Below are 26,062 nucleotides of genomic sequence, written 5' to 3' on the forward strand. Positions count from 1 at the left end.
GGCTCAGCGGGCCAGCCAGCCACCATCGACAGGCAGCGTAATGCCCTGCACGTAATCAGATGCACTCGATGACAGGAAGACTGCCGCGCCACCGAGATCGGACGGTTGGCCCCAGCGACCCGCTGGAATACGGCCCAGAATTTCGGTGTTGCGCGTTTCGTCGGCTTGTAAGGCCGCTGTATTGTTGGTCGCGAAGTAACCGGGGGCGATCGCATTCACATTGATGCCGTGCTTGGCCCATTCATTGGCGAGGATCTTGGTCAGTCCGGCTACGCCGCTCTTGGAGGCAGTATAGGATGGTACGCGAATGCCACCTTGGAACGAGAGCATCGATGCGATGTTGACGATCTTGCCACCCTTGCCGGCGGCAATCATTTCACGTGCGACCGCCTGACTCAGGAAGAACAACGTACGAAGATTCACATTCATGACCGAATCCCACTCGTCAAAGGTAAAGTCGATCGAATCGTTGCGTTTGATGATCCCAGCATTGTTGACGAGTATGTCCACGGCGCCGAGAGCCGATTTGGCTTCGGTAACAATAGCCTCCACACTGTCTGCCGAACCGAGGTCTGCTAGGATCGAGTGCGTTTTGCGACCTGTCCCGGCTAATATGTCCAGGGTTTCCGTCGGTGCGCTTCGGCCGACAAGGCAGATGTCTGCCCCCGCTTCCGCCAGCGCAACAGCCATGCCTTGGCCGAGGCCTGTGTTGGCTCCGGTGACAATGGCGCTCTTGCCTTCAAGCCTGAAGGGATTGGTCTTCATGGGTCGCTCCGAATGTCGTCTTGTTGCGATTGTTGTCCGCTCGAGGCCTAGGAGGCGAGTACCTGCTTTACGTAGTCGGTGAGGGCCGCGTCTTGGCTGTTTGCGAAGAAGAACTCCTGGAATTTCTCGCCAGAGACCGCAGCCTTCAAGAGATCCTGATCGACTGACTTGAGGCCGGTAAGCATGTCCTTGCAGGAGGCTTCCTTGAGCTTAGTGAGAATCCCGCGATTCTCAGCCATGACAGCGGCGCGTTCTCTCGGATAGCCCAGGCCCGGCTCACCCTCGAAAAGCTTACGATAACAGTCTTGGAGGTTGAGTTCAGCTGCCCAGCCGAAGCCCTTCGCGTACGGCATGGAAATCGCGTTGCCGTCATTGATCTGGGCGAACAGGAAGGCGTCTGTTGGATCGATGACGAGGCCACAGAATACGCCGGGCATTGCATTGCATGCGAGGTTGGAACCCATGCCTGTGCCGCAACCTGTAACAATGAAATCTGCTGCGTTTGAGTTGATCAGAATGCCAGCCATGATGCCGATCATTGGATAAGTCAGATGTGCCTCGTCGTCCGGGCCGGACATTCCGCAATGGGCAACGGAATGGCCGAGGGGCTCTGCAACTGAAGTAAGCGCGTCATGGACAATGCTGCTCTTCGCAGCCTGGCTATTTTCAATAATGAGCGCAATCTTCATGGGGGGTATTCCTTTTGTTGCTTGAGTACTTCGCTTCGAAAAGCGCCGCTGGGATAGAGTCCGTCCGTGGTCAGGTTCCAAATCTGGATCAGGACTGTCGTCACTGCGGCGATCCGCGGTACGGCATATTTGGTAACCGGTGTCATAACATCTGCGTTTCAGACTGACAACCGGTTGATCGGGAGAGAATTAGATTGTGCGGGTCGATTCTCGCACAACAAGCTCCAACTGAAAGGATTGTAGTTCCTGGCTACCGTCGGAGCCCGCTCCACGCTTCACCAAGAGGTCTGCGGCGGCGCGCCCAACTTCGCGGATAGGAGACCGAACCGTGGTAAGCGGCGGCCAGATCCTTGCGGATATTGGTGTATCGTCAAAACCGACAATCGAGAGGTCTTCGGGAATTCTCAAGCCAGCCTTCCGAGCGGCGACATAGACGCCAACGGCCATTTCATCATTACCGGCAAAGATAGCTGTGGGTCGGTCATGGCGGTTGAGAAGCCGCGTGGCACTGGTCACACCGGAGTCAAATGTGTAGGCGCCTTCAACCGTCAATTCCGGAGCAAGTTCAAGGCCGTAGCCCTCAAGGCCGCGCTTGAACCCCGTCAGGCGTTCATGGGCAGACCGGAATGTTTTTGGTCCGTGAATGTGACCGATTCGCTTGTGGCCGAGTTGTGCCAAATGCGCGGCGGCCATTTCTGCCCCCTGAGCATCGTGGGTCCGAATGCTGCGCGACGGAATGTCCAGTTCTAGTGAGGCGATGCGAACGTAATCGCATTCCTCCTCTCTTAAAATCTCGGCAAGTTCCTCATCTTCAGATACGGATGGAGTCAGGATAATGCCATGCGGCTTGTGTTGCAGGATGAAGGATCGGACGCGCTCGCGATAGCCTTCTTCCCCACGATCACAGGGCCGTAGGACCAGCTGAAAGGCGGTATCACCCAATGTATCGAGTATCCCGCGCTGCATATTGACGACATATTGCGGACTTGGATTGTCATAGACGAGGCCGATCAAAAAGGATTTCCGGAAAGCCAGTGCGCGTGCTTGGGGGTTTGGTGTGAAGCCCGTCTCAGCGATGATCTGTTTGACCTTCTTGCGCGTTTCCTCGCGAACAAGCGGTGATTCATTGATGACACGTGACACGGTTTTCTTGGACACCTCCGCCATGCGGGCAATGTCTATAATTGTTACCTGAGACCGGTCTCGGACCGGTTTGGCCTCGTGTTCATCGTCGCTCATGGGAAAGCCTTGCTATGCATCGTCTCTTTTTGACGTGATTTGGGGTGGCTTCAAGTCCCCTTGGCTTTCAAGCCGGAGTCCAGCGCTTCTGGAGCGGCAGGTTGCATCGTCTCCAAATTCCACAGGGCCGGATCAAAGGCGCGGTGGGTCGGACTCGCGGTCGGATATCCGCCGACTTGATTTTGACTGTCGATGATTTCACCGCGCCCCTCCGCCGTGTCGGCCAAAATGCGGACGTCAACGGAGTCCCTGTCCCAAGGGCGCGCGCCAGCGTTCTTCAGGACGTAGCGCTCAACTTGGTTCGCAGCCAGAATTGGCAGCCCTGCAACAATATCAGAAGGTTCAGACTGTTCTACAATGCGTGTGGCGGATGTTGTGTAACGCCCAAGCTCCGGCGCTTCATGACCCCAGTGATCAATGGAGACGTTGCCGGACATGTGAAGGCCCAAGTCGCCATCGCCACCAATCATGAGTAGTGGCAACCGTTCGCTGGTCGAGGGGCCTGCGCGCATAACATTGCCGATCAGGTCCATGCGGCCGGTCTCCGCAGGCACGTCGCCCCATTCCAGTCCTTGCAGATTATAGTGAACCCCGCGCTGGCCGGGATTGTAGATGAGATTGTTCACAATCGCGCCCTGTACGCCGCCTTTGAAAAGCGGGCTGCGCTCGAAATTGTGAGCGTATAGATTTCCGTAGATCAGGATATCGCTGACATTGTCATGTATGAGCGATCCCTTTGAGTGCTCTCCCTTTGCATGTGTCGAATGGGACAGACCTTCAGCGATGATGTTGTTGGTATAGGCGATTGTGTGTGATGTGCCTTCGCGCCAGTCTTTGGGAGTTTCGCCGGTGAAACGTGGGCCGGAAGCGGACAGGTTTTCATCCGTCGCCCAGCTAAGCGAACAGTGGTCGACAATAACATTGTGAGCTGCGATCGTCGTGATCGCATCTATGTCTCGGCCGCTTCGTAAGCCTTCACCCAGATCGCCCGGGCGAATACGCATGTGCTGAACGATAATGTCGTCGCCGGTGATAACCATGCCACCACGTATAAGGGTAATGCCAGGTGACGGCGCGGTCTGGCCCGCAATTGTTGTGTTGGACGAGCTAACTCGCAAATTGTTGCCATCAAGGTCAATGACGCCGCCCACTTCAAATACGATGATTTTGGGACCATCGGCCTCCAGCGCTGCTCTGAGTGTACCAGGTCCATCGGATTCCAAGCTTGTCACTCTGACGATTTCTCCGCCGCGCCCTCCCGCCGTCATTGCTGCTGGCCCGAGCGGACCCATCCACGGGGCAACTGGTACAGAGGCTGTTGTTTCAGTCTCCGCTGGAGCGACACCTAGCGGCTGTGCGGTGGCGCAGCCGGACAGGACCAACAGCGCTGACGCAGCAATCATTCTTGGGAAGGGAGCGTAATTCGGTCTCGCCATGGGTGTTTCCTCACTTCTTGTCCCCGGATTTGCCGACCGATTTCAAGTATTCGCTCGTTCCGGATCACTTTTTATCACTATGGAGGTTTGAAAATGACACCGGTTTCCTATAGTGTCTACCCCAAGATAGGCAGGCTGAGGAAAAAGCGTGAGCGTAGTTGAAAATATAGCAAAAAAATTCGTTCAGGCGCGACTTGCCGCCGGAAGTCTGGTTGAGTATCCGGGCACTGTGCCCCAATCCATTTCCGAGGCCTATTCCATACAGGATGCCGCCATCGATATGTGGCCCGACGAGCTAGCTGGTTGGAAAGTTGGCCGCATTAATGGGGCAGACATTGATCGTTATGGAACGGATCGCTTGGCGGGCCCGATTTTCAAATCGCAAATCCACAATCAGACTGTCGGAGTCATGGAAACCCCCGTTTATGCAGAAGGATTTTCGGCGGTTGAAGGGGAGTGTGTACTGATTGTCTCGTCCGATGCAGAACCTTCGAAGACCGAGTATTCCGCAGAGGACGCGATCGCCTTGGTCGGCTCGATTCATGCGGGTGTAGAAATCGCCAGCAGCCCTTTTTCCGAAATCAATGATCACGGGCCGCTGGTGACAATATCTGATTTCGGCAACAATCATGGTCTGATCATTGGCGATGAATTGCCTGAATGGCGGTCTCTGGAATTTAACCGTTGGCCGTTTGAAACCACGATTGATGGACTTACTGTCGGCACAGGAGATGCGAGCGGGATTCCCGGAGGTCCGATTGAATCCTTGCGCTTCATGCTAGAAAACGCCGCGCGTCGCGGAATGCCGTTGAAGAAGGGGATGGCAATCTCGACCGGAGCGGTGACAGGTGTTCACGCGGCGAGTGTAGGTCAGAAAGCCATGATTAGAACCCGAGGTGCCCGGGATATCGATCTCCGGTTGTCCTCCGTCGGAAAATTTGCCGGTACCGTAGTCTAGGAAAGTACACAGTACAGGAACGGATAGAGGTGACCATGCGCTCTCCCGTCCGAACGTCGAGTTTGTGTCTTTTGCCCCGTAGGTGGGCGATCAACGTGAACGCGTAATTGTTGTTGCGAACTTGGCCTTGAGACATGTGAAGCCCGCGCAAATCATTCGGGCGTGGCCGTTTCCTGACTATATCAATGCATGCCACATCCATCAGATCCTTAGCTAGACCCGCAACACTGCCCTGCAATGCAAAACGGTAGAAGTCCTGCGCCTTCGCTCCAGTCGATCCGCAGCATCGCTTCATGGCCCGGATCTCTGGGAATCAGGCAGGGAAGCGGTTCTGTTGCTTTGGGAGTTGGTGTGCAGCAAGCCGTGGTGACAATCGTTTTGCCTTGCAGAGGCGAATTTTAGCGTCAGGTCATAACACCGTTGAAGTGCTTTGCCATGAAAAACAGCCCTTGCGAGAATTTCGCAAGGGCCGCTCTGAACATGCGTCTTGGGAGGAACGCAATTTCATGATTGTTTCAGTAGTGTTGGACCGGTGATGTAGTTTTTACCGCCGATCCAAAACCATGAGTCGTCTCAGAATGTATACCGTGCACCGAGTAGGAAGTTCCGACCGGTATGATGGTAGAGGGTTGGAAGATTGAGTTGGTCAAAGGTTTGGTGCTCGAACTCATCTGTCAGATTGATGCCCTCAAAGGTCAGGTCGAGCTGATCTGTCAGCGCGTATGACATCGACAGATCCACGTTGTAGGTCGATGCGACACCCCGCTCCTCGCGACCTTCGGTGCGTCCCGAACTATTTGGAGCTCGGGTTTGGTATTCATCCCGGTACGCACCGGATACGCGTGCCGAGAACCGGTCTGTCTCGTAGTACAGAGTCATGTTGTGCGAGATTTCCGAGAAGTTTCTGATTTCGTCGGAATCGACATAGGTTAGGTTCCCTACAAATCCCGCATTCTGTAGAAGTCCTGGCAGGAAGAAGAAGGGTTGCTGGTATACAAGTTCCAGACCCTGGATCGAGGCTTCTCCACCATTTGCCACCTGGCTGACCGCGACGATCGGATCAAGCCCGTTCGCCAGATCTTCTCCCAGTGGGCTGGTCGAAGAGGCTACGCTGGCCGGCAGACCGAGTGAACTGAAAGCCACTTCGTTGCTGGCAGGGGTCAGGAAGAAGGATTCCACGTCCTTGTAGAAGAACGACACAGCCAGAAGGCTCTCCTCTGCAAAATACCATTCGGCGCTCAGGTCAAAAGCTGTGGCCCGGTAGGGATCGAGCTCAGGATTTCCGATGCTGAATGTATAGGGCTCGCCGCTGAACGTATCGAGGCTACCGCCCGGTGTCAGATTTCCGAGCGATGGTCGGGCCATGACTTTGGCGACGCCAGCGCGGAACTGAATTTGGTCGGAGGCCTCCAGAACAAGGTTCAGCGCCGGGAGGAAATCTGTATAGGAGTTTTCCACCGTGCGGAGCGCAAGTCCGCCACTGCCAGGCACATAACCCGAAGCAGTGGTGGTCGTTTCAACATACCGCGCACCGATATCTCCACGGAGATTCATGCCTGACAGGTTAGTTTCGAAGTCGAGCTGGACGTAGCCGCCCAAATCTTCCTCTTCGACCGAACGGTTGTCTTGAGGTCGTGAACCGATGTCCCCTGTGATATCCAGGATGCCGCTCAAGTCGATGGCAGCATCCCAATTTGCGCTAACCCACGACGTATCGTTGGAGCCGTAGTCCAGTCCGTTTCCATAACCGCTTACCAGTCCAACCAAGTCGCCGCTGACGACTGGCGACTCGGTGAAGCCGTCGAGATCTGCGACATTGCCGTCGATACGGATTTCGCGTGTCGAGAAGTCATATTTCTTGAAGCTCAGTCCACCCGACAAGGTCATGGTTGGGGAGAAGTCATAATACAGATCGGCCCGAACGGTCTCGAAATCATTGTCAGACCCCTGAGGGCGATTCCGGAACTGCGTGAACAGGAATTGGGACGGATCCGTTACATCCGTGTTGCCATAGCTGATGGCCGGGAGATTCAAATCGTTCCGAAAATCATAGCTATAACCTTCGACCGGGTTGGCGGCGTCAAAGAAAACTGTCGCCTGAACCGGGTTATCGAAGCTGGATGAGGACTGACCTGCAAAGAAAGAACCCCGCAGCGTGTCGGAGAAATCGTGTTCGACTTCGAGTGTCAGCTGCGTGAACTCGGTCGTGTAGTAGTCCCGGCGATGTTCGCTACGCATCGGGATGATGCCATTGCTCGTATCGGCGAGGACATCGCCTTGCAGATAGTCCAGAACGCCATCGCTATTCACGTTGTAGTCCGTTACCGCAATATTGTCGGTATTCGATCGTACAAAGACCTGCAGGAACTCTTCGTCGCGCTGTGCATCCAGCTCAGAGTAGAGTCCTTCCACCGTAATAGTGGTCCGGTCAGTTGGACGGAATTGTAGTGCGCCGGTTAGGCCGGTGCGTTCCTGATCATAAGTGAGGCGACCATAGCGCGGGATGCGCGCATAATAGGAGTTGCGGACTTCCTCACAGGCAGCTGGCATCGGGTCCGCGCCAATACAGCCTGCGCCGTTCACAGAGCGGAATGTGCCCTGATCATCAAACCGGACAGAAGAAAAGCCTTCTTCACGGATTGTGCGGTCTTGAAATGCTGCAGAAACCAGCGCGCCAAATGTGCCAGTGTCGTTCTTGTAGGAAGCAAGGCCGGCAAGGCGAGGCGATGTTTCTTCTACGAGATCATTGTAGAGGGCCTGCGCGGATGCCGAGAAGGTCCACCCATCATCATAGTCCAGAGGACGCGCCGTCTGAAGCTCGACAACTGCACCAAGCGATCCTTCCTCAATGGAAGAGGACTGTGATTTTCGAACCACCAATTGGCTGAACAGCTCGGACGCAAATGTATTGAAGTCGAACGAGCGGCTGCGGTTTGTACCACCAGAGGCGTCTGATCCACCACCGGTGGACAAGGCGTCCATACCGTTGATGCGCACACGCGTGAAGTCGCCCGAGAGGCCTCGCACCGTGATGCGTCGACCTTCGCCAGCCTGACGATCAATCGCGATGCCGGGAATGCGCTGAAGCGATTCAGCGAGGTTCAGGTCCGGAAAAGCGGCAATGTCTTCAGCGACGATCGCGTCGACCACTCCGGTCGATTGTTTCTTGAGATCAAGCGCTTCAGCAAGTGAATCACGGAAACCGGTTACCACGACACTGTCGAGTACTTGGTCTGTCTCATCTGCCGATGGTTCATCTATGGTTTCCTGCGCATACGCTATGGAACCTGACAGCATTAGGCTGGCCAGGGACGCGCCCGCAAGGATTCTGACTCTGGTGGATACCCGCATTCTAATTTTCCTCCCGATATATTTTATCACCGAATGACACCGGTGTCAGGAATGGTTATCCTATTTCACCCCACTGTTCAAGTCTGTCTCGTTTCGATTCGTGATCCGGGGTTAAGCTTTCTTGGGGTAATTCGGTGCATCAGGGTGCCGGCGGATCCCTATTTCACGGGTATCGCGCTCAATGTATGAAGGGCAATCGGCGCGTGCAGTGGGGCCCACGTCAGGCGACAAGTTGCTCTGTGACCCGAATAAATTCGCTTAGGCTTTCAACCAATTCTTCCGAGAACTTACCGCTTTTACTCATATCCCGCGCGACTGTTTCCAGAGAAAATGCGGCGGTGGAGATTTCCGTGTAACCAAAGCTTCCAGCGCTGCCGGCAATAGAGTGAGACAATTGACGAATCTCTTCCAGCACCACTTTGCGGTCTTCTTTATTTAAAATGGCCGCAAACTCTGCAGGTACCGTGCTGAGGTAGTCCCGATATTTGAGCTTCAGTTCTTCTATCGGGTCCTTGGTGGGTAGTTGCTCGCTGGTAGAAGCGGCCGGACCAGCCGACTGGCTTGTGAGAGATGAAACGAGTGCATTCAGTTGAACGATATCAATCGGCTTGGGAGCGTGATCCGTCATGCCAGCTTTCATGCATTCAGCGATCTGCTCGGGTAGGACGTTTGCGGTCAGTGCCACAATCGGAACTTGACTGGCTGGCGCGGACAGCGCCCGAATTGCGCGTGTTGCGGCAATGCCATCGAATTCCGGCATCTGGACATCCATCAGGATGACATCATACGTGTCGCCTTTGCTAAGGGAGGTCAGCGCATCATGCGCAGACAGAAAGCCCCGAACCGAATGACCGAACTTTCCGAGCCCCAATTCAATCAGTTCCAAATTCATGGCGACATCGTCCACGGCCATGATCTTGAGCTTAGCGAGTTGGGGAGTCTTGGCAGTTGAGCGGAAGTCGGACATCGGTACTTCCGCAGGCTTGAACGGCAATACCAGTTTCGCAACCGTACCCTGTCCAAGCTCGCTTTCCAGGTGCAGTTCTCCCCCCATAAGCCGGGCAAGAGATCGACTTATGGAGAGCCCCAAGCCCGTTCCGCCAAACTTTCGCGTTACGCTATTGTCGGCCTGCTTGAACCCCTCGAAGACGCTTTCCAGTTTGTCATGGGGAATGCCAGGGCCCGTGTCGGCCACTTCAAATTTCAGCAAGTCTCCCTCTAGGGAGGCGCTGACTTGGACCGTTCCTTCGGTCGTGAATTTTGCGGCATTGCCGATTAGATTTGTGAGTATCTGTTTCAGCCGCACCTCATCAATGAGCGCACCTTTGCTCTCCACGGTAGATGTCAGCGGTACGGATTGCGAGTCTCTGCCCGCGTGCACCAGATCAATCGTGTCCTGAACAAGTTGAGCAATGTCGACAGCCCTCTCTTCTAACTGGATGCTTTCTGCCTCTATTTTGGAGTAATCCAGAATATCGTTGACAATATCTCTCAACAGGCGTCCGGCCTTCATCGCGCGGGTAGCAAGCAGCTTTTGCTCATCATCCAGATCCGTCTGCTCCAACAGTTGCGTGAATCCGAGGATGCCATTCAGGGGCGTACGAATTTCGTGGCTCATATTCGAGAGGAACTCTGTCTTCGCCTTGCCAGCGGATTCGGCCTCAGCGCGCGCCTCGGCCAATGCTTGTTCCCTTTCCTTTCGATCCGTAATATCCCGGAAAGTCGATATTACTTCCCGTGGACGACCATCTTCGCCCTGAATCAGTTTCGGATTGCCTTCGAGCCAAATGATGTTCCCGTGCTTGTCCTTGGCACGAAATTCTCTCTGTACAGACGTATCAACGGCATTGTTCTGAAATAGCGCTTGTGTGAGCTCTGCGGCATGTGGTCGGTCCTCCGGGATCGTAAAATCCAAGGTCGACAGGCCGATGGCGTCTTCTGGCGAGATGCCCAGAATCTCGCATGCTGGAGACGCGTAGGTGATGACCCCGTCCAAGCCGAACTTTACGATAATGTCTGTAGAGTTTTCCGCGAGGGTCCGGTACTTGGATTCACTATTTGCGAGTGCTTCAAGCACTACCTGTTCATCGGTGACATCCTTGAACACGCCGAATACTCGCTCGACCTTGCCCGTCTCGTCCAAGAGAAAATCGCCGATAGAGCGCACGCGTCGCCTTTTGCCATCCGACTTTCGAACAATAGTAGCTTGAAATTCCCAGCCTTCCGCCTTGTTGACAGCTCGCTGAACCAAAGCGCGCACACGATCGCGGTCTTCCTCAGCGTAGAACATGACCGCGTCGCCATACATCGGGTTGAATTCTTCTTTTGTAACGCCGTGAATTGCATAAACTTCCGGCGACCAGTCCACTTCCTGGGTGGACGGGTTCAGAGTCCAGTGCCCGACGCCCGCCATGCGTTCGGCCAGATGCGCCTTTGTCAGCATTTCCTGTTGTTCGCGTGACTTGCGCGACAAGCGCTCTCGAGACCGCCTGATATGATTGATCAGTCGACGGCGATCCGAAGAGGCTGCTCCAACGGCGAGTCCTAGAATGGAGTTCGTCGCGAGGAATAGTTGAAGCGCCAAAATCTTGGATGTGATTTCGGCTGACATCAGATGCATTGGGCCGGTACCGGCCAAGGTGAACGGCAAAGAGATTGCCGTGATCATGAGTAGTCCGATGGCGGCTGCTTTTACACCTCCTCCAAAAGCGAGGAATACGATCGCGGGAGGTACGAGGAAGAGGAATGGATAGTCGCTCTGGGCGAAAACGAAGAAAGTCGTCGCACACAAGAGTCCAAGCTTGAGAATATACTGGAGGTCAGGCGATGTGCTGACGAACTTTCTTGAGCGGTCCGCCAAAGACCAGATTATTGGAGTAAACAGAACTATGCCGAGAAAGTCCGCTGAAAACCAGACAAGGGCTTCAGAGACTACGAGGTTCTCTCCAGTCGTGTACAATCCTATTGCTGCTATAAGGGATGACAAAAGGCTGCCGGCGAATCCACCGACGATTAAGGTGGAAATTCCCGCGAGGCTAATGAAGCGTATCTTGCGCTGGTATATGAAAATAAAGGCGACGCAGCAGACTTCTGCTACATTCGCGAGAGCCAAGACGAACGCTCGAAGAATCGGGTCTCCTGAATAGATGTTTGCCAGCACCAGCGCGACCATCATTGCCGTGAGAAGAGCAACCCAGTTCCTGCGCGGGTTCTTCAGAAGCAATACAATCAGGATCGCGTTCGCGGGCCAGACGGCAGCCACACGCCCAGCGCCACGCGTCAACTCGATCATCGCGACCGCAACGACGAAAATGACGATTCCGACACCTAGGCTTCCAGCCAGCACACCGATGCGGCTGGTGGCGCGACTAGGTTTCCTAGTGGCCGTTGGGGTGTTAGGAGCTGCGCTTGGCATGGATCAGATCCGTTTTTGTGTTGCCGTCTTGCAATCTGCATGCAGACGGATTGCTTAATTGCCCGTGCTCTGCCGCAGGCGAAATCATGCGGAAGCTGCCTCATTTAGAGACATTCTCAGTGAGAATGTGACTAACGCAATATGGCGCTCACAGCAGCGCCTGCTCAAATGCCCAGAGATTGCCTTTGTTTTCAGCAGTACCGATCGCTTCAGAAAGATCGCGGGGTGGGCGATCGCCATAACTGATCTGACATTTTGGTGCCTGTATCACCATCGTGTGTCCCCTCACTCGGTAAATCGATTAGCTGCTGATTTGGATGGAAACTTGTTTCAATTGAGTTTAGATCATCTGTTTTCCCGCAGTGGGAGAAATTCTGTGGTACAATGCTTTGAGTAAACGGCTGAATTACTCTCTTGATTGAGGCAAGGGACCGAGGGGCAAAGATGTTTGCGGATATCGTTTCTTCAGAACTCAAATCCTTGAGATCCTATGCGCAGTTGTTGCTGGGATCGATTGATGCTGGCGACCAGGTAGTCTGCGATGTATTGGGAGACTTGATCGGATCAGTCCGGGCCGCAGGCTCAACGGGCGTGGATCGGGCATGCCTGTTTCGTCAAGTTGACCACAGGCTGCATCAGATCGCCCAAGCCCATTCGGTGAATGACCGTGTTCATCCCATTCTACATGGATTGGAGATCGTGGACCGGCGAGTGCTGTTACTGTCCATAATCGGCGGATTTGGGACAGAAGATTTGGCGCGGATCACCGGTTTACATGTTGATGAGGTCACCTACATTATTGCTCGTGTTGAGCCAGTTGTTGCAGCTGCCTCGCGTACCGGCGTGCTGATCATTGAAGATGAGCCCTATATGGCGGAATTGCTTTCCGTGCTGGTGGAGCAAACTGGTCATTGGGTCGCTGGAATTGCTTATACGCGCGACGAAGCCATGACCTTTGCAGAAAAGCGGGACATTGGATTAATCCTCTCGGATATAGATTTGGGCAACGACGTCTGTGGCTGGACAGTCGTTCACAAAATTCGCGAAACTCTCGGCTATAGGGTGCCGACTATTTTCATTACGGCGCACCCCGAGCGGTTGGAGGAAGACGGGTGTGAGAATCGGGATGGGGTGGTACCAAAGCCGTTCGATATCTGGCGCGTACGGGAAGCTGTGAACAACGCCGTGCACTTGAACGCATCCATTTTTGCCTAATGTGGCTGAGTTCGAAGGGGTTCGCCTAAGGCAGGACCGCGTCGTCGCGTAGGTCACTGTTGGTCGACGCGATTTTGACGCTGACAACATATGCCTTTTCGTTTTCCATATTGGCAAGGATCAGGCCGGCTTGGTCGCTCGGGATGAGCCGCAAGAAGCCCGCTGCGAAGCCGGCGTCCATTTGGTTGAAGATCCCTGCGGCCTGATCTGGTTTCATTGCGCCGTACATCTGGGCAAGGTGCTGGATGTCCTCATTGGCCGCCTCTGCCATGCGTTGCCATCTATCGTCCAGCTGGATCTGGATTGATTTGAGGTCTTCGGCCTGCTGGTCCAGTTCCATCTTCCGGTTCTGAAACTGGATTTCTTCCGCTCGCAGGTCCGAAATGCGTTGCTCGATAGTCTTCTGGTCTTGCTCCATGGCTTCGACGAGGTCGCCTGTAAGGCAAACCTTCCGCACAGTATCGGAATCGTCGACATAACTCTTGGGCAGCACGTCAGATGGACGGCTGCTGAGTGATTCCGCACCTGTCGTTGCAAACGCCTGGGGCAACCACCGGGTCCCGCCTGCGATCGTGAACAAGGCGCCGATCGTCAGAAGAACATGAGTGCGTCCGCTACTCTTTATGCCCATAGCTCTCATATACCCTTTTGGTCTTGGTCGTATCATCGTCTTCGAAAAGATAGTCGGAACTGTCCAGACTGGAGGCTGCCTGGTTGGAGACGGCTTCAAGGCGCTTGGTCAGCCGCGTGATCTCCGCGACCCGATCTGATGACTGAGCAAGTGCGTCGCGCATTGTTGTGCGAATCTCGGCATCAGCTGCCTGAATCTTGCGGGAGATCTCCCGATCCTTCATTTCGAGTGCATCTTTCAACTCCGTCAGCTTCTTGCCAGCGTCATGCGCCTCAGTGAGGATTGCGGTAAGTCGAACTGCTATTTCTCCAGATTGAGCCTTCGCTTCGTGTCGCGCTGATGAAACTGCGGCGACTGATTCGGACATGGCGCGAATGGATGCGCCCAAGCCATCCTTGGTATTTTGCAGGGCCTTGAGCCTGCGGCTGAGCAGGGCACAGTAGAGGCAAGCCGCAAACGAAACGAGAAAGAGCGCTATGTCGGAGGGATCTAGAGGCATAATCTTACCGTAGCAGGAATTCGGTTACGAGCACGCCGTGCGAAGCATCCGCACCGAGCACGATTTCGGATCGCATCGCGAGTTGCTCCCTCATCTTCGGGTAGAAGTCAGCTGACTCGAAATCAGAGAGCTGAAGTGCACGGAGGTAGCCAACGAAAGCATCGACCAGCATGGGTTCGGCTTTCTTTACCGCGCTGACATGACTGTTGTCTGAGATGACAGAAGTCTTGATCTTAACATAGCGAGTGGCCGGCTCATTACCTATCGTAACAAGGATTTCTTGCAACTCTACATAGACGTGATCTTCCAGCGCGAGCGGCGTATGAGCCGGCTTGCCACCTTCGCCTGGCGCACATGCAAGTGCTGCCGCAGGGGCACTGGGCGACAGGAAATAGACGATCCCAAATGCGCCAGCCATGCTGACGACAGCCAACACCACAAGCGGGATCAACCCACCACCGGAAGACTTTTCTTCAGGAAGTTCTGTGTTCGCGTCAGAGGCCAAAACGTTACCCAATAAAAAATTGCTGCTGACAAAGGCTTATTAATTTCTGGGTAAAGGAAGCGTTAATGATTTCGCGGAAAATATTAACCAATGGAATGATGGCGTTGGGATCGGGGTTTTCTGGCCTATGAAACTTTTAGACACACTGAAGGCGCTATCAACGGCGCAGAAACTCGCACTTGTGGGTGCAGTTGCCGGTGTGGTCTTCGCCATGTCGTTACTCGTTCAAGGTGCGGTCAAGCAGCCCATGGGCCTGCTGTATGCCGGACTGGACCCGATGCACACCGGTGAAGTGATCGCTGAGCTCGAAAAGCGCGGCGTCGAATATGAGATCCGCGGCGAGGCGATCTTTGTTCCGAACTCCGATCGCGACTCGGTTCGTTTTGCGCTGGCCAAGGACGGGCTGCCGCAGCAGTCTGTCAGCGGTTATGAGCTGCTTGATGATGTGAATGGCTTCTCGATCACGTCGGAAATGTACAATGCGACTTACTGGCGAGCGAAGGAAGGCGAACTGACCCGCACCGTGCTGGCCATTCCGGGTGTATCATCCGCGCGAGTGCATATCGGCGCCAGCCTTCGATCGGGTTTTTCCCGATCCGGCCCATCACAAACTGCATCCGTGACCTTGGTTTCCAGCAACCGGATCAGTGCGAGCCAGGCTGAGGCTATCCAGTACCTCGTCGCCCTCGCCGTGTCCGGACTCGATCCGGCCGATGTGGCCGTGATCGATCCGAAGCGAGGTATGCTGGCGGGGCCCAATATCGACCGCATGGAAGAACCGGGAATCGTCGCCGAGGGTCAGTCGAGCACTCTGGAACAAAAGATCCTGCGCTTACTGGAGGCCCGTGTCGGCCCGGGTAATGCGAGAGTGTCCGTGACGGTCGATGTCAATCGCCAACGCCAGCGCGTGTCCGAAGTGGTGTTCGATCCGAATTCACGCGTTATTCGCAATCGCACCAGCAATGACACCAGCGAAGCCAGCGGTGGTGGGGGCGGAGGTGTCACCGTTTCCAGCAACCTCCCGCAAGGGGCTGGAAGCCAGGGCGGTGGCAACAGCACAGTGAAAAACTCGACCGAGAGTGTTGTCTACGACATCAACGAGACACGCCGTGAAACCGAAACACTACCGGGTGAAATCGAACGCATATCTGTTGCTGTCCTGCTAAACGAGCAAGTCCTCGGTTTTGATGCCGACGCCGAAGACTCTGCTCCGTTGATGCGCAGCCTGGTGGCCGATTTTGAACAATTGATCCTGTCTGGGGCCGGTCTTAACGCCGACCGGGGTGACTCCCTGACCGTAGACTTGATGCCGTTCCAGGAACTGGAGGTCGAGGAGCTCACACCCGCTCCCGGCCTCGTTGAGACGCTCACGGAACGCTATTTCTGGTCTGCCTTGCAAGCTATTCTGCTGGGTTTGGTGGTGATTGTTCTCGGCTTCGGCGTCGTCCGACCCTTGCTGGCTCAGGGACCGAAATCTGATCTGGGCACTGAGGCAGGTGCAATCGCCGGCACGACTCCTGCGCTGACCAACGACCCAGTCGACCCGTTGGACTATCTGAAAGACTATACTCGGGAGCGCCAGGATGAAACGGCGAGCCTGCTTCAGGAATGGCTGAACGAAGACCGGAAGGCGTTGGTCAATGAGTGAGTCGCCCTTCGCCAACCTGCCGAGATTTGACCAGACTACCGACGACATGGCTGGCAGCGTCAGTGCAATGGCGGACACTGCAACCGCTGTAGATGTTCATGAGCCCGAGGTGCCCGCCGAAATTGTGCCGACACTCGATCCAAATGTGGAAATCCTTTTGACGCGATTGTCGGAAGAGATTGAACGCACGAATGATCTTCTACTTGTTCAAACGACGAACTGGGTTACGGCGATAGCGGAAAAGTTGTTCCCGGAACTCTCAAAACTGTTCTTGGCAGAGGAGATTGGTCGACAGTTGCCAAGCCTGTTACCGGAATCAGCAAATCGGGTGGAAATCACAGCTCCTGAGCTTCTCGCAAACGACATCCAGAATGTTGTTCAACGCTCAAATAAACTTGCGAACCGGTGCGTTGTTTCTCCGACACCCGCATCCGAGCGCAAGGATGTGGAAGTGTCTTGGGTAACGGGCGGACTGTCGTTGGAATTCGACGGGTTGCTGGAGGCCTGCCTTGGCCGACTGCAGTCTATGCAAACGCATCAGAAGGAAACATTGTGATGGCTATTCCCGAAATGACGCCTTCGGACGAAAACATCATTGAGCAGGATGAGATTTTGCCTGGCGGCAAAGTCTACCGATCCATCTATAACGTCCCGGTCAATGTGATCGTCTCCATCGGCCAAAAGCGTCTGACCGTTTCTGAAATACTGGATTTGAAACCGGATTCGGTGATCGCGCTCGCGGCACGTATAGAAGATCCTGTATCTCTTTCGGTCGACAACCGGCTCATCGCGCGAGGCGAGTTGATCGAAACGGAGGAGGGCGGTTTAGGCGTAAAAATTACGGAGATCGCGGAGGATCCCGATGCTACGGGGACTTGAACACCTGCCGCGTTTTGCTGGCGGCTTGTTCATACTAGTTCTTCTGTATGCGCTTTCTGGCGCAGCGTACGCGCAATCCGTTGATCCCGCTCAGATAGCCATTCCGGATGGATTCCTTGGGAATGGCGGTGAGGGGGGCCTGAGTGGCTCCGTCGTACTTCTGCTGGTTCTGGTGACGGTGCTCAGTCTTGCGCCAGGCATCGCCATGATGGCGACCTGTCTGCCATTCATGATCATTGTCTTCTCATTTCTGCGTCAGGCCATCGGCGTACAGCAGGCGCCTCCAAACATGCTCATTATGGCGCTTGCCATGTTCCTCACCTTCTTCGTGATGGAGCCCACCTTCATGGAAGCTTGGTCTTCAGGCATTTCTCCTTACATGGAGGGAACGATAGACGAGGGGCAGGCTTGGACGGCCGCGACAACGCCTTTCCGGGAATTCATGACGGCCCGTGTCGATCCAGAAACTATCCCTGTTCTCGCCGATGCGGTGAACCGCCCTGTGGTGGAAGGGGAGGAGCCTACATTTGCTCTGCTTTCAACGGCCTTCATGTTATCCGAAATCAAGCATGCATTCCAGATTGGCTTCGTAATTTTCCTGCCATTCCTTGTTATTGATCTGGTCGTCTCATCGGTTCTGATGGCCGTCGGCATGATGATGGTGCCGCCGACCGTAGTTTCGCTTCCTTTTAAGGTTGGATTCATAGTTCTGGCCGATGGCTGGTTGAAGATAACGGAAGCACTTTTGCGAGGATATGCCGGATGAGTTCGGTCGTAGAGTTGAAACAGCCGACACAAAGGCAAGCCGTATCCAGAACTGGGCCACAGACCGGCTCCTCACGCATTGCGGGTCTGACGCGTGCACAGAAGGCAGCGGTCGTCATTGCCATGCTTGGCGAAGCTGAAGCGCGCCCCATCGTTGAACGTCTTGATGACCAGACCATGGCTCAGGTCGCTGCTGCGTTGGAAACTGTTTCCAAGCTTCCTCGTGAACAGCTTGTCGAGATTGCTGTAGACTTCCTGAAAGAATTGCGCGCCGCAAGCGGTTCGTTCTCCGGAGGACAGGACAAGGCGCGTGAAGTCATCGCGAACATCCTCGATCAGAAACGCTATGATCAGATATACGGGACCGGCGAGCCTCAACAGGAAGTCGTGGTGGAAGAGGTTGGCGACACCTGGGAGCGGCTTGAAAATTATGATGCGCAGCAGGTTGCAACTTATTTTCTGACACTGACCCCCAATATCATCGCGCTAATCCTGCGCCGATTGGATGTCGCTGCGGCGTCGGAAATTATCGGCTTTCTGGGTGAGGAGCAACTGGATCCGGTGGTTGGTCATCTCGTTGAAGATGAAGCGCCAGATCCCGAAATTTATTCCGTGCTTGCCCACATGGTCGAGATTGAATTGCTGAACAATACAGAAGCTGGTCCGGGCGCAACCGAAGATACGGCCCACTTGGAATCCATTGGTGAAATGCTCAGCCTTGTCCCGAGCGACAAGCGTGACCGGATCATGGCCTTCCTCAGCAGCGAGCATGAAGGCAAGATGAAAAGCATCGAGCGGGTTATGTTTACCATCAGCAGCCTGCCAGAAATTTTGCCACGAGAAGCTGTTGCAATTGTATTCCGGGAACTTGGCGAAGAGACAATGGTCCAACTCCTTGCGAGTCTTCGCGAAGGCGGATCGGAAGTTTCGGATTATTTGCTCGGCAACATCTCGTCGCGCTTGGCGGACCAGTATCGTCTACAGCTCGAAGACGTAGGAAAAATATCTGCGGAGAAAGGCGAGAAGCTCCAACGTCAGTTCCTGATGTCCCTGATGACGCTCAAGCGGGAAGGGGCGATCAAGGTTGGCAAGCCTGAAGAAGACGACGAGGCCGAGTAGGGCCTGACACGGGTCAGCTCCTGTACAATTTATCTTACCTACTTGGTCAACGTATGATCAGGTCTGCGTGGAGCGCGCCTGCTGCTTTCATTGTGCGAATGATATCGGCTGTTTCCTGAGGTGTAACCCCTAGCGCATTCAGCCCAGATATCAGCTCTGAGAGCGACACATTGGGATGTAGCATCGCAATATTCTTACTGCCGGTCTGACCAATTGTGATGCGTGAGCGAGGCAGGGCGATGGACTCGCCACGTGCAAACGGGTTCGGTTGGGATACGACGGGGCTTTCCACCACCTTGATAGAGATGTTGCCCTGAGCAATCGCAACTTTGGAAATGGTGACATCCTCGCCGAGTACGATCGTGCCAGATTTCTCATCAATCACAATACGCGCTGGCACAGATACGCTGACAGGCAAGTTTTCGATATCTGCGAGGATACGTGAGGGCGTCCCATTGATCCCGCGAAGGTCCAGATCAATCGTGCCAGGATCACGAGTATAGGCGATCTGGGCACCATAGGCCGAGTTGATGACGTCTTCGATGCGGGCGGCTGTCGTGAAATCTGGATCGCGCAGGGCGAGTGTCAGGCTCTCGCGGTCGTTGAAGTCGAAGCCGATTTCCCGCTCGATGCGAGCTCCATTCGGGATCGCACCTGCTGTCGGCGTACCACGCGTTTCGCGCGCCGCGGCGGCTTGAACGTCAATACCGGAGACGATGATGCTGCCTTGGGCGACCGCATAAACTTCATTGTCTGCGCCCTTCAGGGGCGTGAGGATCAGGGTGCCGCCCTCGAGGCTCTTGGCGTCTCCGATCGAGGCGACCGATATGTCTATGGTCGATCCGTTACGTGCGAAGGAGGGCAGAGTGGCTGTCACAAGAACAGCTGCGGCATTATTGGGCTTGATATCCTCACCTTGGACATTCACGCCAAGACGCTCAAGCATGTATGTCAGCGAGTCTTCTGTAAACGGTGAGTTGCGGACTGAATCGCCCGTGCCATTGAGGCCGACCACGATACCATAACCGATAAGATCGTTCTGCCGCACGCCTTCAACATCGACGATATCCCGGAGCCGGGTTTGCGCATCGGCAGGGGCGGCCCCCCCGAAGAGACCAAAGCAGAGCGCAGCGATGAGGAGTGTTTTCCGAAGCATCATTTTTAGCCCAGATAATTCAGGAGTGACAGTTGGGACAAGCGGGCAGTAATCAGGTAGGAAGCTTCCAATGTCGTCTGCAGCGATTGCAGCTCCGTCGCAGCTTCATACTGGTCTCGCGCAGTCAAATCGTTGAACGACGCGGTCAGTAGTGTTTCTTCCGTGTCGAGCGTTTGTTGCTCGATCGCATTCCGCTCTTCGTATACGCCGAGATCTGCCCGTAGATTGGTAATTTGCGTTTCGCTCGACGACAGGCTCAGAGATGTTTCCTGAACAAGCGTTTTGTAACCGTCTAAAGAGGCGAGTGGACCATCCGGACCAGAAATTGCCAATACCGCTAAATCTCTGATGAGCGACTTGATTGCGTCATTGTCTGCTGTAACGCTCTCCGGGTCGGACGCGATCGTGCTGCCCTGGTATATATTCTGCAACCAGCCGCCTGTCGGCGAGGTGAAATAGTCATCCAGCTGAGTCGTAAAGTCGGCACTGTCGGTTGCGCTATCTGCAATCAGTTCGATGTCAGCCAAAAGTGCGGACTGATCGGAAAAGGGAAGGGTGGATGTCGCGTCCCCTGCGAAGAGGAAGCGGTCTCCATATCGCGCATTCAGAGACGAGAGCGACGCAGACAAGGCGGCCTTCGCGTCCCGCGCTGCAATACCCACTTCTGTATCATGCTCGCCGCCGATAGCGCTCAGCATGTTTGCGGCGATGCCACTTGAACTCTCTTGAACTGTGCCCAGGCTTGTTTGGATCAACGACAGTCGGGTCGCGCGCAGGTTCAGGACTTCGCGATCGGTGGAGATGTCCGCCAGCGCCTTCTGACCAAGCATGGCCTTACCGATCCTGCCAGATAGATGAAGCGTAAGGTCCTCATATCGACCCGTGGTGGCTTCCGTTGATGTTTTGCCGATCTGGGTCCGCAGTTCAGAAATGTGCTGACCAAGGCTGGCAGTCATCAGGCCGGAGGAAATAGAGAAGCGGTCCATATCAGATCTCCATCAGCTTCTGCATCATCTGATTTGCAATCTCGATGACTCGGGCGTTTGCTGCATAGGCCTGTTCGATTGCAAGTAGGTCCTGCATCTGACTATCGATATCGACACCGGTCTCAGACAATTCGGCCTCAATCAGCAGGTCGTGCTGCGTGGATGCCGATGAAAGCACTGATTCGTGAGAGATGCGGGTTTGCCCGGTGAGTGATGCGACGTGTGCAACCAATTCGGTTGCGGAGAAGCCGCCCTGAATACCGTTCGAATTCATCGACTGTATCTTGGTGAAGGCGTTGGACATAGCCGAAAGAATGGAGTTGTCTCCGGGCGGACCTTCAACTGCGGCGCCGATGCCATCCCTCAACCGCCAAAGGCTACCGCCTTGGGTTGGGTCAATTTGGGCGTTCAGGTCAATGCGTCCAGCGAGACCCGGATCGCCCGGCGTGCCTGTGTCGACAAACAGGCCGAAATCGCCGGGTACTTTTGTCGGATCAATCGAGTCATCGGACAGGCGGGTCACGAGATCGTTGGCGATCGTATCGAGTTGGGCTCCAAAATTTGGAAGGTCTGTGTCGCGCAAGGTGAAAAGCGCGCCGAACATACCACTTGATATAGCGGCGTAGCTGGACGCACCGGGCGTCAGTTCCTGCCCATTCACCGAGAGGCCCGAAAGTGCGCCATTGTCCAGTGTCATATCCGCGCCAAATGAATTGGCGGGCGAGAATTCCAATTGCTTGGCAGTTCCCGCAACGAGGTAGACACCTTCGACGGTTATGACATCGACAACTCCACCGTCGCGCGGAATCGCTTCGATCGGCAGATATTCTGCGATTGTATCAAGTGTTCTGTCGCGATCATCCATCAGTGCGGCGGCCTGGGATGTCGAGCGGTCCATGCCCGCCAGCAAACCGTTGAGTTCTTCGACCTGCTTCAGCGCGGCATTTACGACGTTCACGCCGTCGGCGATCTCGCGATCAGCTTCCGAGCGTTGCTGGCTGACCAATTGCGAAAGATCGTTCAACTCCGTCACAACAGCGTTGGCCGAGTCCAGCAAAGCCGCCAGTTGGGTGCTGGATTCGGGAGAGGTGACAGAGGCAGACAGCGCCGCCTCAAACTTGGAAAACTTGCTGAAAAGCCCGGTGCCTTCAGCGTCATCCCCTATCCGGGATGAGAGCACCTGCCATGTACTAGCCATCAAGCTGGACTGCGCAACATCGCTGGAAAGGCTTCGGCGCTCTGCAGACAGCGCAGAATCGGCAGAGCGCGAAATACCCGAAGCTGCGACGCCGCTGGTCCGGCCGCCAAGCAATGTCTCGCCCACCAGCACAGAACGCCGGACATAGCCCGGCGTTGATGCGTTTGCGACGTTCGTGGCGACAATATCGGCCCGAAGGCCAGATACCTTCAGGCCGGATTGTGCTGCGTTGATGGCGTGGGAAATACTCAAAGCAGAGCTCGCCTGTCAGAGTTGCGGATCAGCGCTTCAGATTGGTTGTCTCTTGCAGCATCTCGTCGACCGTCTGCACGATCTTCGCGCTGGAAGAGTAGGCGCGCTGTGTTTCAATCAGGTCTGTAAGCTCCGCAGCGATATCGGTTGTGGATTCCATCAGGGCGTAGCCCTCAATGCTGCCAACCGGCCCGGTGCCAGCGTCCCAGAGGTACAAATTTCCGCTTTCCGCAGAAACACGAAAGGCCTGACCGTCCAATGCCTTCAGTCCGTTCATATTCGGAACATCACCAACCGGAATCTGGTAGAGGGTCCGGCGGAAGCCGGTATTATAGATGGCTTGCAGATAGCCGTTCTCGTCAATCTCCACGGACTGGAGGTCACCAATAGGCGCTCCGTCCTTACTAACCGAAGTTGGTGAGAAATTGGCGGAGAGCTGAGTAATACCAGCGCTGTCATTCGGTCGGCCGATGAATACCTCGACATCACCGTGGGGCAGATTCAGCGTTACGGTGCCGGTCGTATCATCATAGGTCGCACCGTTGGACGCGGTGACACCACCGGTGTCGATACGGCCGCCATTTACAGCGCTGTCGGAGAAGTTGACGGCCAGATCGCCAATCGAAACGGCCGGGTCGCCTGCGCTATCGAATATCTCCACCGACCAGGCATTGCTTGAGCCTGATGCGGGAACGTTCGGGCTGAATTCCAAAGACAATGTTTGGGCCCGGCCCAGATTGTCGAAGTACTCTATCGGCAGAGTGTAGCTCTCACCCGTTCCACCAGCTGTAGTAGCATCGGCCGGAAGGTTGATGCCGAGTTCGATGCGCGATGTTGGGGAGGCAGTATACTGGGATGCCGCAATGTTGACAGGCTCAAGGTCGGTACCGCTGTTGCGGCTGACATTGCCGATTTCACCGTCGGAGTTCGCAGGCCAACCAAGCAGGAAGAGCCCGCTCTGCGTCCGGAGGTTTCCGCTTTCATCTGCGTAGAATGAGCCCGTTGGAAGCATCATCAGGCTGCGCTCCGACGAGAGCGAATTCACGCCTGTATTGTCCGTAACCGGAACTAAGCCGCGGCCCGAGACCGCAAGGTCGGTTGCGTTGCCCGTAGAGATGAGCGATCCCGTTGCGGCAATGTCCTTGAAGGCCGTAACCCGGACGCCGCCTGCGGCGTAAGCAGAGGACTGCTGTTGCAGAACCATGCTTGAAAAATCAACTTGGCTTCGCTTGTAGCCGTAAGTTGATGAGTTCGCGATATTGTCAGAAATGGCGGAAAGACGGCTTGAATTTGAGTTCAGCCCCATCACGCCCGCATTCAGGGATGAAGAAATGCTCATGGTCGACTCCTACGACAGATGTACTCTATCACTGGAGCGGATTTGTTAATAAGCAGATAACCTTGATTCATCTTTGGACTGGCCGTCCGTCAGGATGATGATCGATATCCTTCGGTTTTGGGACGCCGAAGGATTTTCCGGAGCGAGTGGATCAGTATCGGCCCGGCCGGAGACCTCGCGTAACCGTGATGGCATCATGCCCTTTTCGAGCAGAAGCTTGCGGATGACGTTGGCCCTGTCGGTGGACAGGTTCCAATTGTCGTAGTTCGCATCCAGACGGTATTGCAAGCTGTCGGTATGGCCAACAATCTTGATGTCATTACGAAACGCGTCAAGCGAACCGGAAATCGACGCCAGCAATTCCTTCAGGAGGGGGGTGGGGTTGCTGTTGCCAACGGCGAACAGGGGCGAGCTATCCGAGTCGATTACTTCGAGCACCATGCCCTCCGGAGACATCTTGATCATCAAATGCTCAGATAGCTGTTTAGACTTCTCGCCTAGTTCTTGTCTAAGGTTATGGAGATTTTCTGCGACCTCTTCCTTGCTGGCACCGGACTGGGCTTCTCTTTTTGGTGAGTCGACCGTTTGTTGGCGCGTGCCGCCTGTGCCCATCTTGGCGTAAGTGTCTTCGGTGAACATGGAAGAGCCGTTCAACCCATCAGAGCCGCCGCCTGAGATCCGGCTGATCGGGATGGTTGGGTTGAAATAGTCGGCAATACCTTTCCGCTGATCTTCCGTGGTTGCGTTCAGCAGCCACATTAGCAGAAAGAACGCCATCATCGCGGTGACGAAGTCAGCATAGGCAACCTTCCAGGCGCCGCCATGGTGACCGTCAGCTTTGACCACCTTCTTGCGCTTGATGATGATAGGTTGCGTGTTTGTCGACTTAGGATCGACCATTTGGTGTCCGCCCTGTGTTCAAGAATGTCCGTAATAACAGGGCGAAATCAAATTACGGATAATCTCGGACGGTCGTTTGATGCGGTCTTGGTAACTATTCAGCAACCAAATTACTGAATTCCTACCAGAGGAACTGGTATTCACATTTGCGGGTGTCTTGTGTCTTCTGTGCTGCAGAAAAAGATAGAGGCTGCGGGAGGCTTACCTCCGGCCGTCCGGATGTGCGACGCGCTCTGGGCGACGCTATCTTCTGCTATCGGTCACTGGGCTCAGGACGTTTATGGCTTAACCATTATCCCTGCCATTTCTAGTCAAAAAGTCCTAACGGGGAGCGAACCTGCCAGATCGTTCGAGGGTTCGTATGCGTTTGTCTCTGTTTCAGAGGCTGTTGGCCCGGTCGTGGCTGTCGCAATTAATTCCATGGGTGCCCGCAAATATGCGGCAAGGCGGTTGCGACAGGATGCAAATACTCTGAAAAGCGCGCCGGACCTGTTTCTGCGACTTATGTCCGAACATGCTGCGCGCGGATTGTGGTCGCAAGTCGTCGCTTCGGCGACGAAGCAAGCGAATGTTGGTTCACCCCATCTCGCCGATTTCTCCGCCTCTAGTGACACATTCAACCAAGATACCACCTACTTGAGCGTCGTCTATACGCTGGGCGGTGGTGGTGGTGAAGACAGCTGGTTGATGGAAGGCGGTGACGATGCGCCAGAGATTCAACTGGTCTTGAAGATGGACGACGTAAAAAAGCTTGTCCGCACACTTCAGGAGCGCGTTGAGCCAAAAGCCGCTCCTGATGAGAGTGGTCGGGATGTCCTGCGGGAGCGGGTGCGAAGCACGACGGTTGTGCTCGACGCGGTGCTGGAATCCATGTCGATGACGATTGGCGAATGCTCACAATTGGAAGTGGGGCAGGTGATCACGCTACCAAATGCCAAAATGGACAAACTGGTTCTGAGCGCGGACACGGTCAGCGGCTCTTTGCCGATCAGTCAGGGCGAATTAGGTGCCTGGAAAGGTTTCAGGGCGCTGAAGTTGCGTTCGCCGGTTCCGGAAGATGTCATCAGAGAAATTGCGGAAATTTGAATTAGTCCCCGTGTCAGCGGAGGAATCGAAG

At 54.9% G+C, this 26,062-nt stretch carries 23 protein-coding genes; 8 read left to right on the top strand and 15 right to left on the bottom strand.

Annotation, left to right across the window (positions count from 1 at the left end; all coding sequences use genetic code 11):
- Positions 1-3 precede the first annotated feature (3 nt).
- The 4 genes from kduD to L53_RS09560 all read right to left on the bottom strand — a co-directional run bounded on the left by kduD (position 4) and on the right by L53_RS09560 (position 4,129).
- Positions 4-765, bottom strand: a complete 762-nt coding sequence (gene kduD / locus L53_RS09545; RefSeq protein WP_034814621.1) for a 2-dehydro-3-deoxy-D-gluconate 5-dehydrogenase KduD — start codon at positions 763-765, stop codon at positions 4-6.
- Positions 766-812: 47 nt separating this feature from the next.
- The gene (locus L53_RS09550) at positions 813-1,454 is read right to left on the bottom strand and encodes an RpiB/LacA/LacB family sugar-phosphate isomerase (RefSeq protein WP_034814623.1); all 642 of its coding nucleotides are present in this window, start codon (positions 1,452-1,454) and stop codon (positions 813-815) included.
- A gap of 189 nt (positions 1,455-1,643) precedes the next feature.
- On the bottom strand, positions 1,644-2,693 hold the full coding sequence (locus L53_RS09555) for a LacI family DNA-binding transcriptional regulator (protein WP_034814626.1): 1,050 nt from the start codon (positions 2,691-2,693) through the stop codon (positions 1,644-1,646).
- A gap of 50 nt (positions 2,694-2,743) precedes the next feature.
- Complete coding sequence (locus L53_RS09560; RefSeq protein WP_233347721.1) at positions 2,744-4,129, bottom strand: polysaccharide lyase family 1 protein; 1,386 nt, start codon at positions 4,127-4,129, stop codon at positions 2,744-2,746.
- Between the two features lie 148 nt (positions 4,130-4,277).
- Between L53_RS09560 and L53_RS09565 the strand changes: the two genes are divergently transcribed.
- Positions 4,278-5,087, top strand: coding sequence for a 2-keto-4-pentenoate hydratase (locus L53_RS09565; RefSeq protein ID WP_034814628.1), 810 nt, complete (start codon positions 4,278-4,280; stop codon positions 5,085-5,087).
- A 573-nt stretch (positions 5,088-5,660) separates the two neighbouring features.
- On the opposite strand, the gene L53_RS09570 is transcribed toward L53_RS09565, so the two are convergent.
- From L53_RS09570 to L53_RS17575, 3 genes are all read right to left on the bottom strand, one after another.
- On the bottom strand, positions 5,661-8,438 hold the full coding sequence (locus L53_RS09570; protein ID WP_051607777.1) for a TonB-dependent receptor: 2,778 nt from the start codon (positions 8,436-8,438) through the stop codon (positions 5,661-5,663).
- 220 nt (positions 8,439-8,658) lie between these two features.
- On the bottom strand, positions 8,659-11,853 hold the full coding sequence (locus tag L53_RS16390; RefSeq protein ID WP_084333306.1) for a PAS domain S-box protein: 3,195 nt from the start codon (positions 11,851-11,853) through the stop codon (positions 8,659-8,661).
- Between the two features lie 148 nt (positions 11,854-12,001).
- Complete coding sequence (locus L53_RS17575; RefSeq protein WP_255342014.1) at positions 12,002-12,127, bottom strand: hypothetical protein; 126 nt, start codon at positions 12,125-12,127, stop codon at positions 12,002-12,004.
- A 170-nt stretch (positions 12,128-12,297) separates the two neighbouring features.
- On the opposite strand from L53_RS17575, the gene L53_RS16395 reads away from it, so the two are divergent.
- Entirely contained in the window at positions 12,298-13,068 is a 771-nt protein-coding gene (locus L53_RS16395) for a response regulator (protein WP_051607779.1), read from the top strand.
- A 25-nt stretch (positions 13,069-13,093) separates the two neighbouring features.
- Here L53_RS16395 and L53_RS16400 read toward each other — a convergent pair whose 3' ends face one another.
- From L53_RS16400 to fliL, 3 genes are read right to left on the bottom strand one after another with little or no spacing between them, the layout of a single operon-like run.
- Positions 13,094-13,699, bottom strand: a complete 606-nt coding sequence (locus L53_RS16400; RefSeq protein WP_051607780.1) for a MotE family protein — start codon at positions 13,697-13,699, stop codon at positions 13,094-13,096.
- The gene (locus L53_RS09590; protein WP_034814634.1) at positions 13,683-14,198 is read right to left on the bottom strand and encodes a hypothetical protein; all 516 of its coding nucleotides are present in this window, start codon (positions 14,196-14,198) and stop codon (positions 13,683-13,685) included. Before L53_RS09590 ends, L53_RS16400 begins: the two co-directional genes overlap by 17 nt.
- Before the next feature lie 4 nt (positions 14,199-14,202).
- The gene (gene fliL / locus L53_RS09595; RefSeq protein ID WP_156947881.1) at positions 14,203-14,703 is read right to left on the bottom strand and encodes a flagellar basal body-associated protein FliL; all 501 of its coding nucleotides are present in this window, start codon (positions 14,701-14,703) and stop codon (positions 14,203-14,205) included.
- A 127-nt stretch (positions 14,704-14,830) separates the two neighbouring features.
- Here fliL and fliF point away from each other — a divergent pair, with 127 nt between their 5' ends.
- Genes fliF through L53_RS09620 form a run of 5 tightly spaced genes read left to right on the top strand, consistent with a single transcriptional unit; the run spans position 14,831 to position 19,114 of the window.
- Positions 14,831-16,351: a flagellar basal-body MS-ring/collar protein FliF gene (gene fliF, locus L53_RS09600; RefSeq protein ID WP_034814637.1), complete on the top strand. Its 1,521-nt coding sequence runs from the start codon at positions 14,831-14,833 to the stop codon at positions 16,349-16,351.
- A 46-nt stretch (positions 16,352-16,397) separates the two neighbouring features.
- The gene (locus tag L53_RS09605) at positions 16,398-16,907 is read left to right on the top strand and encodes a hypothetical protein (RefSeq protein WP_233347723.1); all 510 of its coding nucleotides are present in this window, start codon (positions 16,398-16,400) and stop codon (positions 16,905-16,907) included.
- On the top strand, positions 16,907-17,230 hold the full coding sequence (locus tag L53_RS09610) for a FliM/FliN family flagellar motor switch protein (RefSeq protein ID WP_051607781.1): 324 nt from the start codon (positions 16,907-16,909) through the stop codon (positions 17,228-17,230). Before L53_RS09605 ends, L53_RS09610 begins: the two co-directional genes overlap by 1 nt.
- Positions 17,214-17,996, top strand: a complete 783-nt coding sequence (fliP, locus tag L53_RS09615) for a flagellar type III secretion system pore protein FliP (protein ID WP_051607782.1) — start codon at positions 17,214-17,216, stop codon at positions 17,994-17,996. The genes L53_RS09610 and fliP overlap by 17 nt, the downstream gene beginning before the upstream one ends.
- Entirely contained in the window at positions 17,993-19,114 is a 1,122-nt protein-coding gene (locus L53_RS09620) for a FliG C-terminal domain-containing protein (protein WP_034814641.1), read from the top strand. Before fliP ends, L53_RS09620 begins: the two co-directional genes overlap by 4 nt.
- A 46-nt stretch (positions 19,115-19,160) precedes the next feature.
- On the opposite strand, the gene L53_RS09625 is transcribed toward L53_RS09620, so the two are convergent.
- The 5 genes from L53_RS09625 to L53_RS09645 are packed head-to-tail and all read right to left on the bottom strand — an operon-like array spanning position 19,161 to position 24,945.
- A complete protein-coding gene (locus L53_RS09625; protein ID WP_034814643.1) occupies positions 19,161-20,273 on the bottom strand; it encodes a flagellar basal body P-ring protein FlgI in 1,113 nt (370 codons plus the stop codon).
- Between the two features lie 2 nt (positions 20,274-20,275).
- Entirely contained in the window at positions 20,276-21,256 is a 981-nt protein-coding gene (locus tag L53_RS09630; protein WP_034814645.1) for a flagellin, read from the bottom strand.
- Position 21,257: 1 nt separating this feature from the next.
- Complete coding sequence (gene flgK / locus L53_RS09635; protein ID WP_034814646.1) at positions 21,258-22,706, bottom strand: flagellar hook-associated protein FlgK; 1,449 nt, start codon at positions 22,704-22,706, stop codon at positions 21,258-21,260.
- 28 nt (positions 22,707-22,734) lie between these two features.
- On the bottom strand, positions 22,735-24,045 hold the full coding sequence (locus L53_RS09640) for a flagellar hook protein FlgE (protein ID WP_034814647.1): 1,311 nt from the start codon (positions 24,043-24,045) through the stop codon (positions 22,735-22,737).
- Between the two features lie 45 nt (positions 24,046-24,090).
- Positions 24,091-24,945, bottom strand: coding sequence for a flagellar motor protein MotB (locus L53_RS09645; RefSeq protein ID WP_034814648.1), 855 nt, complete (start codon positions 24,943-24,945; stop codon positions 24,091-24,093).
- 168 nt (positions 24,946-25,113) lie between these two features.
- Between L53_RS09645 and L53_RS09650 the strand changes: the two genes are divergently transcribed.
- Positions 25,114-26,031, top strand: coding sequence for a FliM/FliN family flagellar motor switch protein (locus L53_RS09650; RefSeq protein WP_198019783.1), 918 nt, complete (start codon positions 25,114-25,116; stop codon positions 26,029-26,031).
- Positions 26,032-26,062 lie beyond the last annotated feature (31 nt).

The sequence above is a fragment of the Hyphomonas sp. L-53-1-40 genome, from assembly GCF_000682775.1.
GTDB lineage: Bacteria > Pseudomonadota > Alphaproteobacteria > Caulobacterales > Hyphomonadaceae > Hyphomonas.

Coding starts and splice junctions, on each gene's coding strand:
- L53_RS09550 (WP_034814623.1), bottom strand. CDS start 1,454: ATGAAGATTGCGCTCATTATTGAAAATAGCCAGGCTGCGAAGAGCAGC.
- L53_RS16395 (WP_051607779.1), top strand. CDS start 12,298: ATGTTTGCGGATATCGTTTCTTCAGAACTCAAATCCTTGAGATCCTAT.
- L53_RS09630 (WP_034814645.1), bottom strand. CDS start 21,256: ATGGACCGCTTCTCTATTTCCTCCGGCCTGATGACTGCCAGCCTTGGT.
- L53_RS09590 (WP_034814634.1), bottom strand. CDS start 14,198: ATGCCTCTAGATCCCTCCGACATAGCGCTCTTTCTCGTTTCGTTTGCG.
- fliP (WP_051607782.1), top strand. CDS start 17,214: ATGCTACGGGGACTTGAACACCTGCCGCGTTTTGCTGGCGGCTTGTTC.
- L53_RS16400 (WP_051607780.1), bottom strand. CDS start 13,699: ATGGGCATAAAGAGTAGCGGACGCACTCATGTTCTTCTGACGATCGGC.
- L53_RS09610 (WP_051607781.1), top strand. CDS start 16,907: ATGGCTATTCCCGAAATGACGCCTTCGGACGAAAACATCATTGAGCAG.
- L53_RS09555 (WP_034814626.1), bottom strand. CDS start 2,693: ATGAGCGACGATGAACACGAGGCCAAACCGGTCCGAGACCGGTCTCAG.
- L53_RS09570 (WP_051607777.1), bottom strand. CDS start 8,438: ATGCGGGTATCCACCAGAGTCAGAATCCTTGCGGGCGCGTCCCTGGCC.
- L53_RS17575 (WP_255342014.1), bottom strand. CDS start 12,127: ATGGTGATACAGGCACCAAAATGTCAGATCAGTTATGGCGATCGCCCA.
- L53_RS09640 (WP_034814647.1), bottom strand. CDS start 24,045: ATGAGCATTTCTTCATCCCTGAATGCGGGCGTGATGGGGCTGAACTCA.
- L53_RS09625 (WP_034814643.1), bottom strand. CDS start 20,273: ATGATGCTTCGGAAAACACTCCTCATCGCTGCGCTCTGCTTTGGTCTC.
- kduD (WP_034814621.1), bottom strand. CDS start 765: ATGAAGACCAATCCCTTCAGGCTTGAAGGCAAGAGCGCCATTGTCACC.
- L53_RS16390 (WP_084333306.1), bottom strand. CDS start 11,853: ATGCCAAGCGCAGCTCCTAACACCCCAACGGCCACTAGGAAACCTAGT.
- L53_RS09645 (WP_034814648.1), bottom strand. CDS start 24,945: ATGGTCGATCCTAAGTCGACAAACACGCAACCTATCATCATCAAGCGC.
- L53_RS09605 (WP_233347723.1), top strand. CDS start 16,398: ATGGCTGGCAGCGTCAGTGCAATGGCGGACACTGCAACCGCTGTAGAT.
- L53_RS09620 (WP_034814641.1), top strand. CDS start 17,993: ATGAGTTCGGTCGTAGAGTTGAAACAGCCGACACAAAGGCAAGCCGTA.
- fliF (WP_034814637.1), top strand. CDS start 14,831: ATGAAACTTTTAGACACACTGAAGGCGCTATCAACGGCGCAGAAACTC.
- L53_RS09560 (WP_233347721.1), bottom strand. CDS start 4,129: ATGGCGAGACCGAATTACGCTCCCTTCCCAAGAATGATTGCTGCGTCA.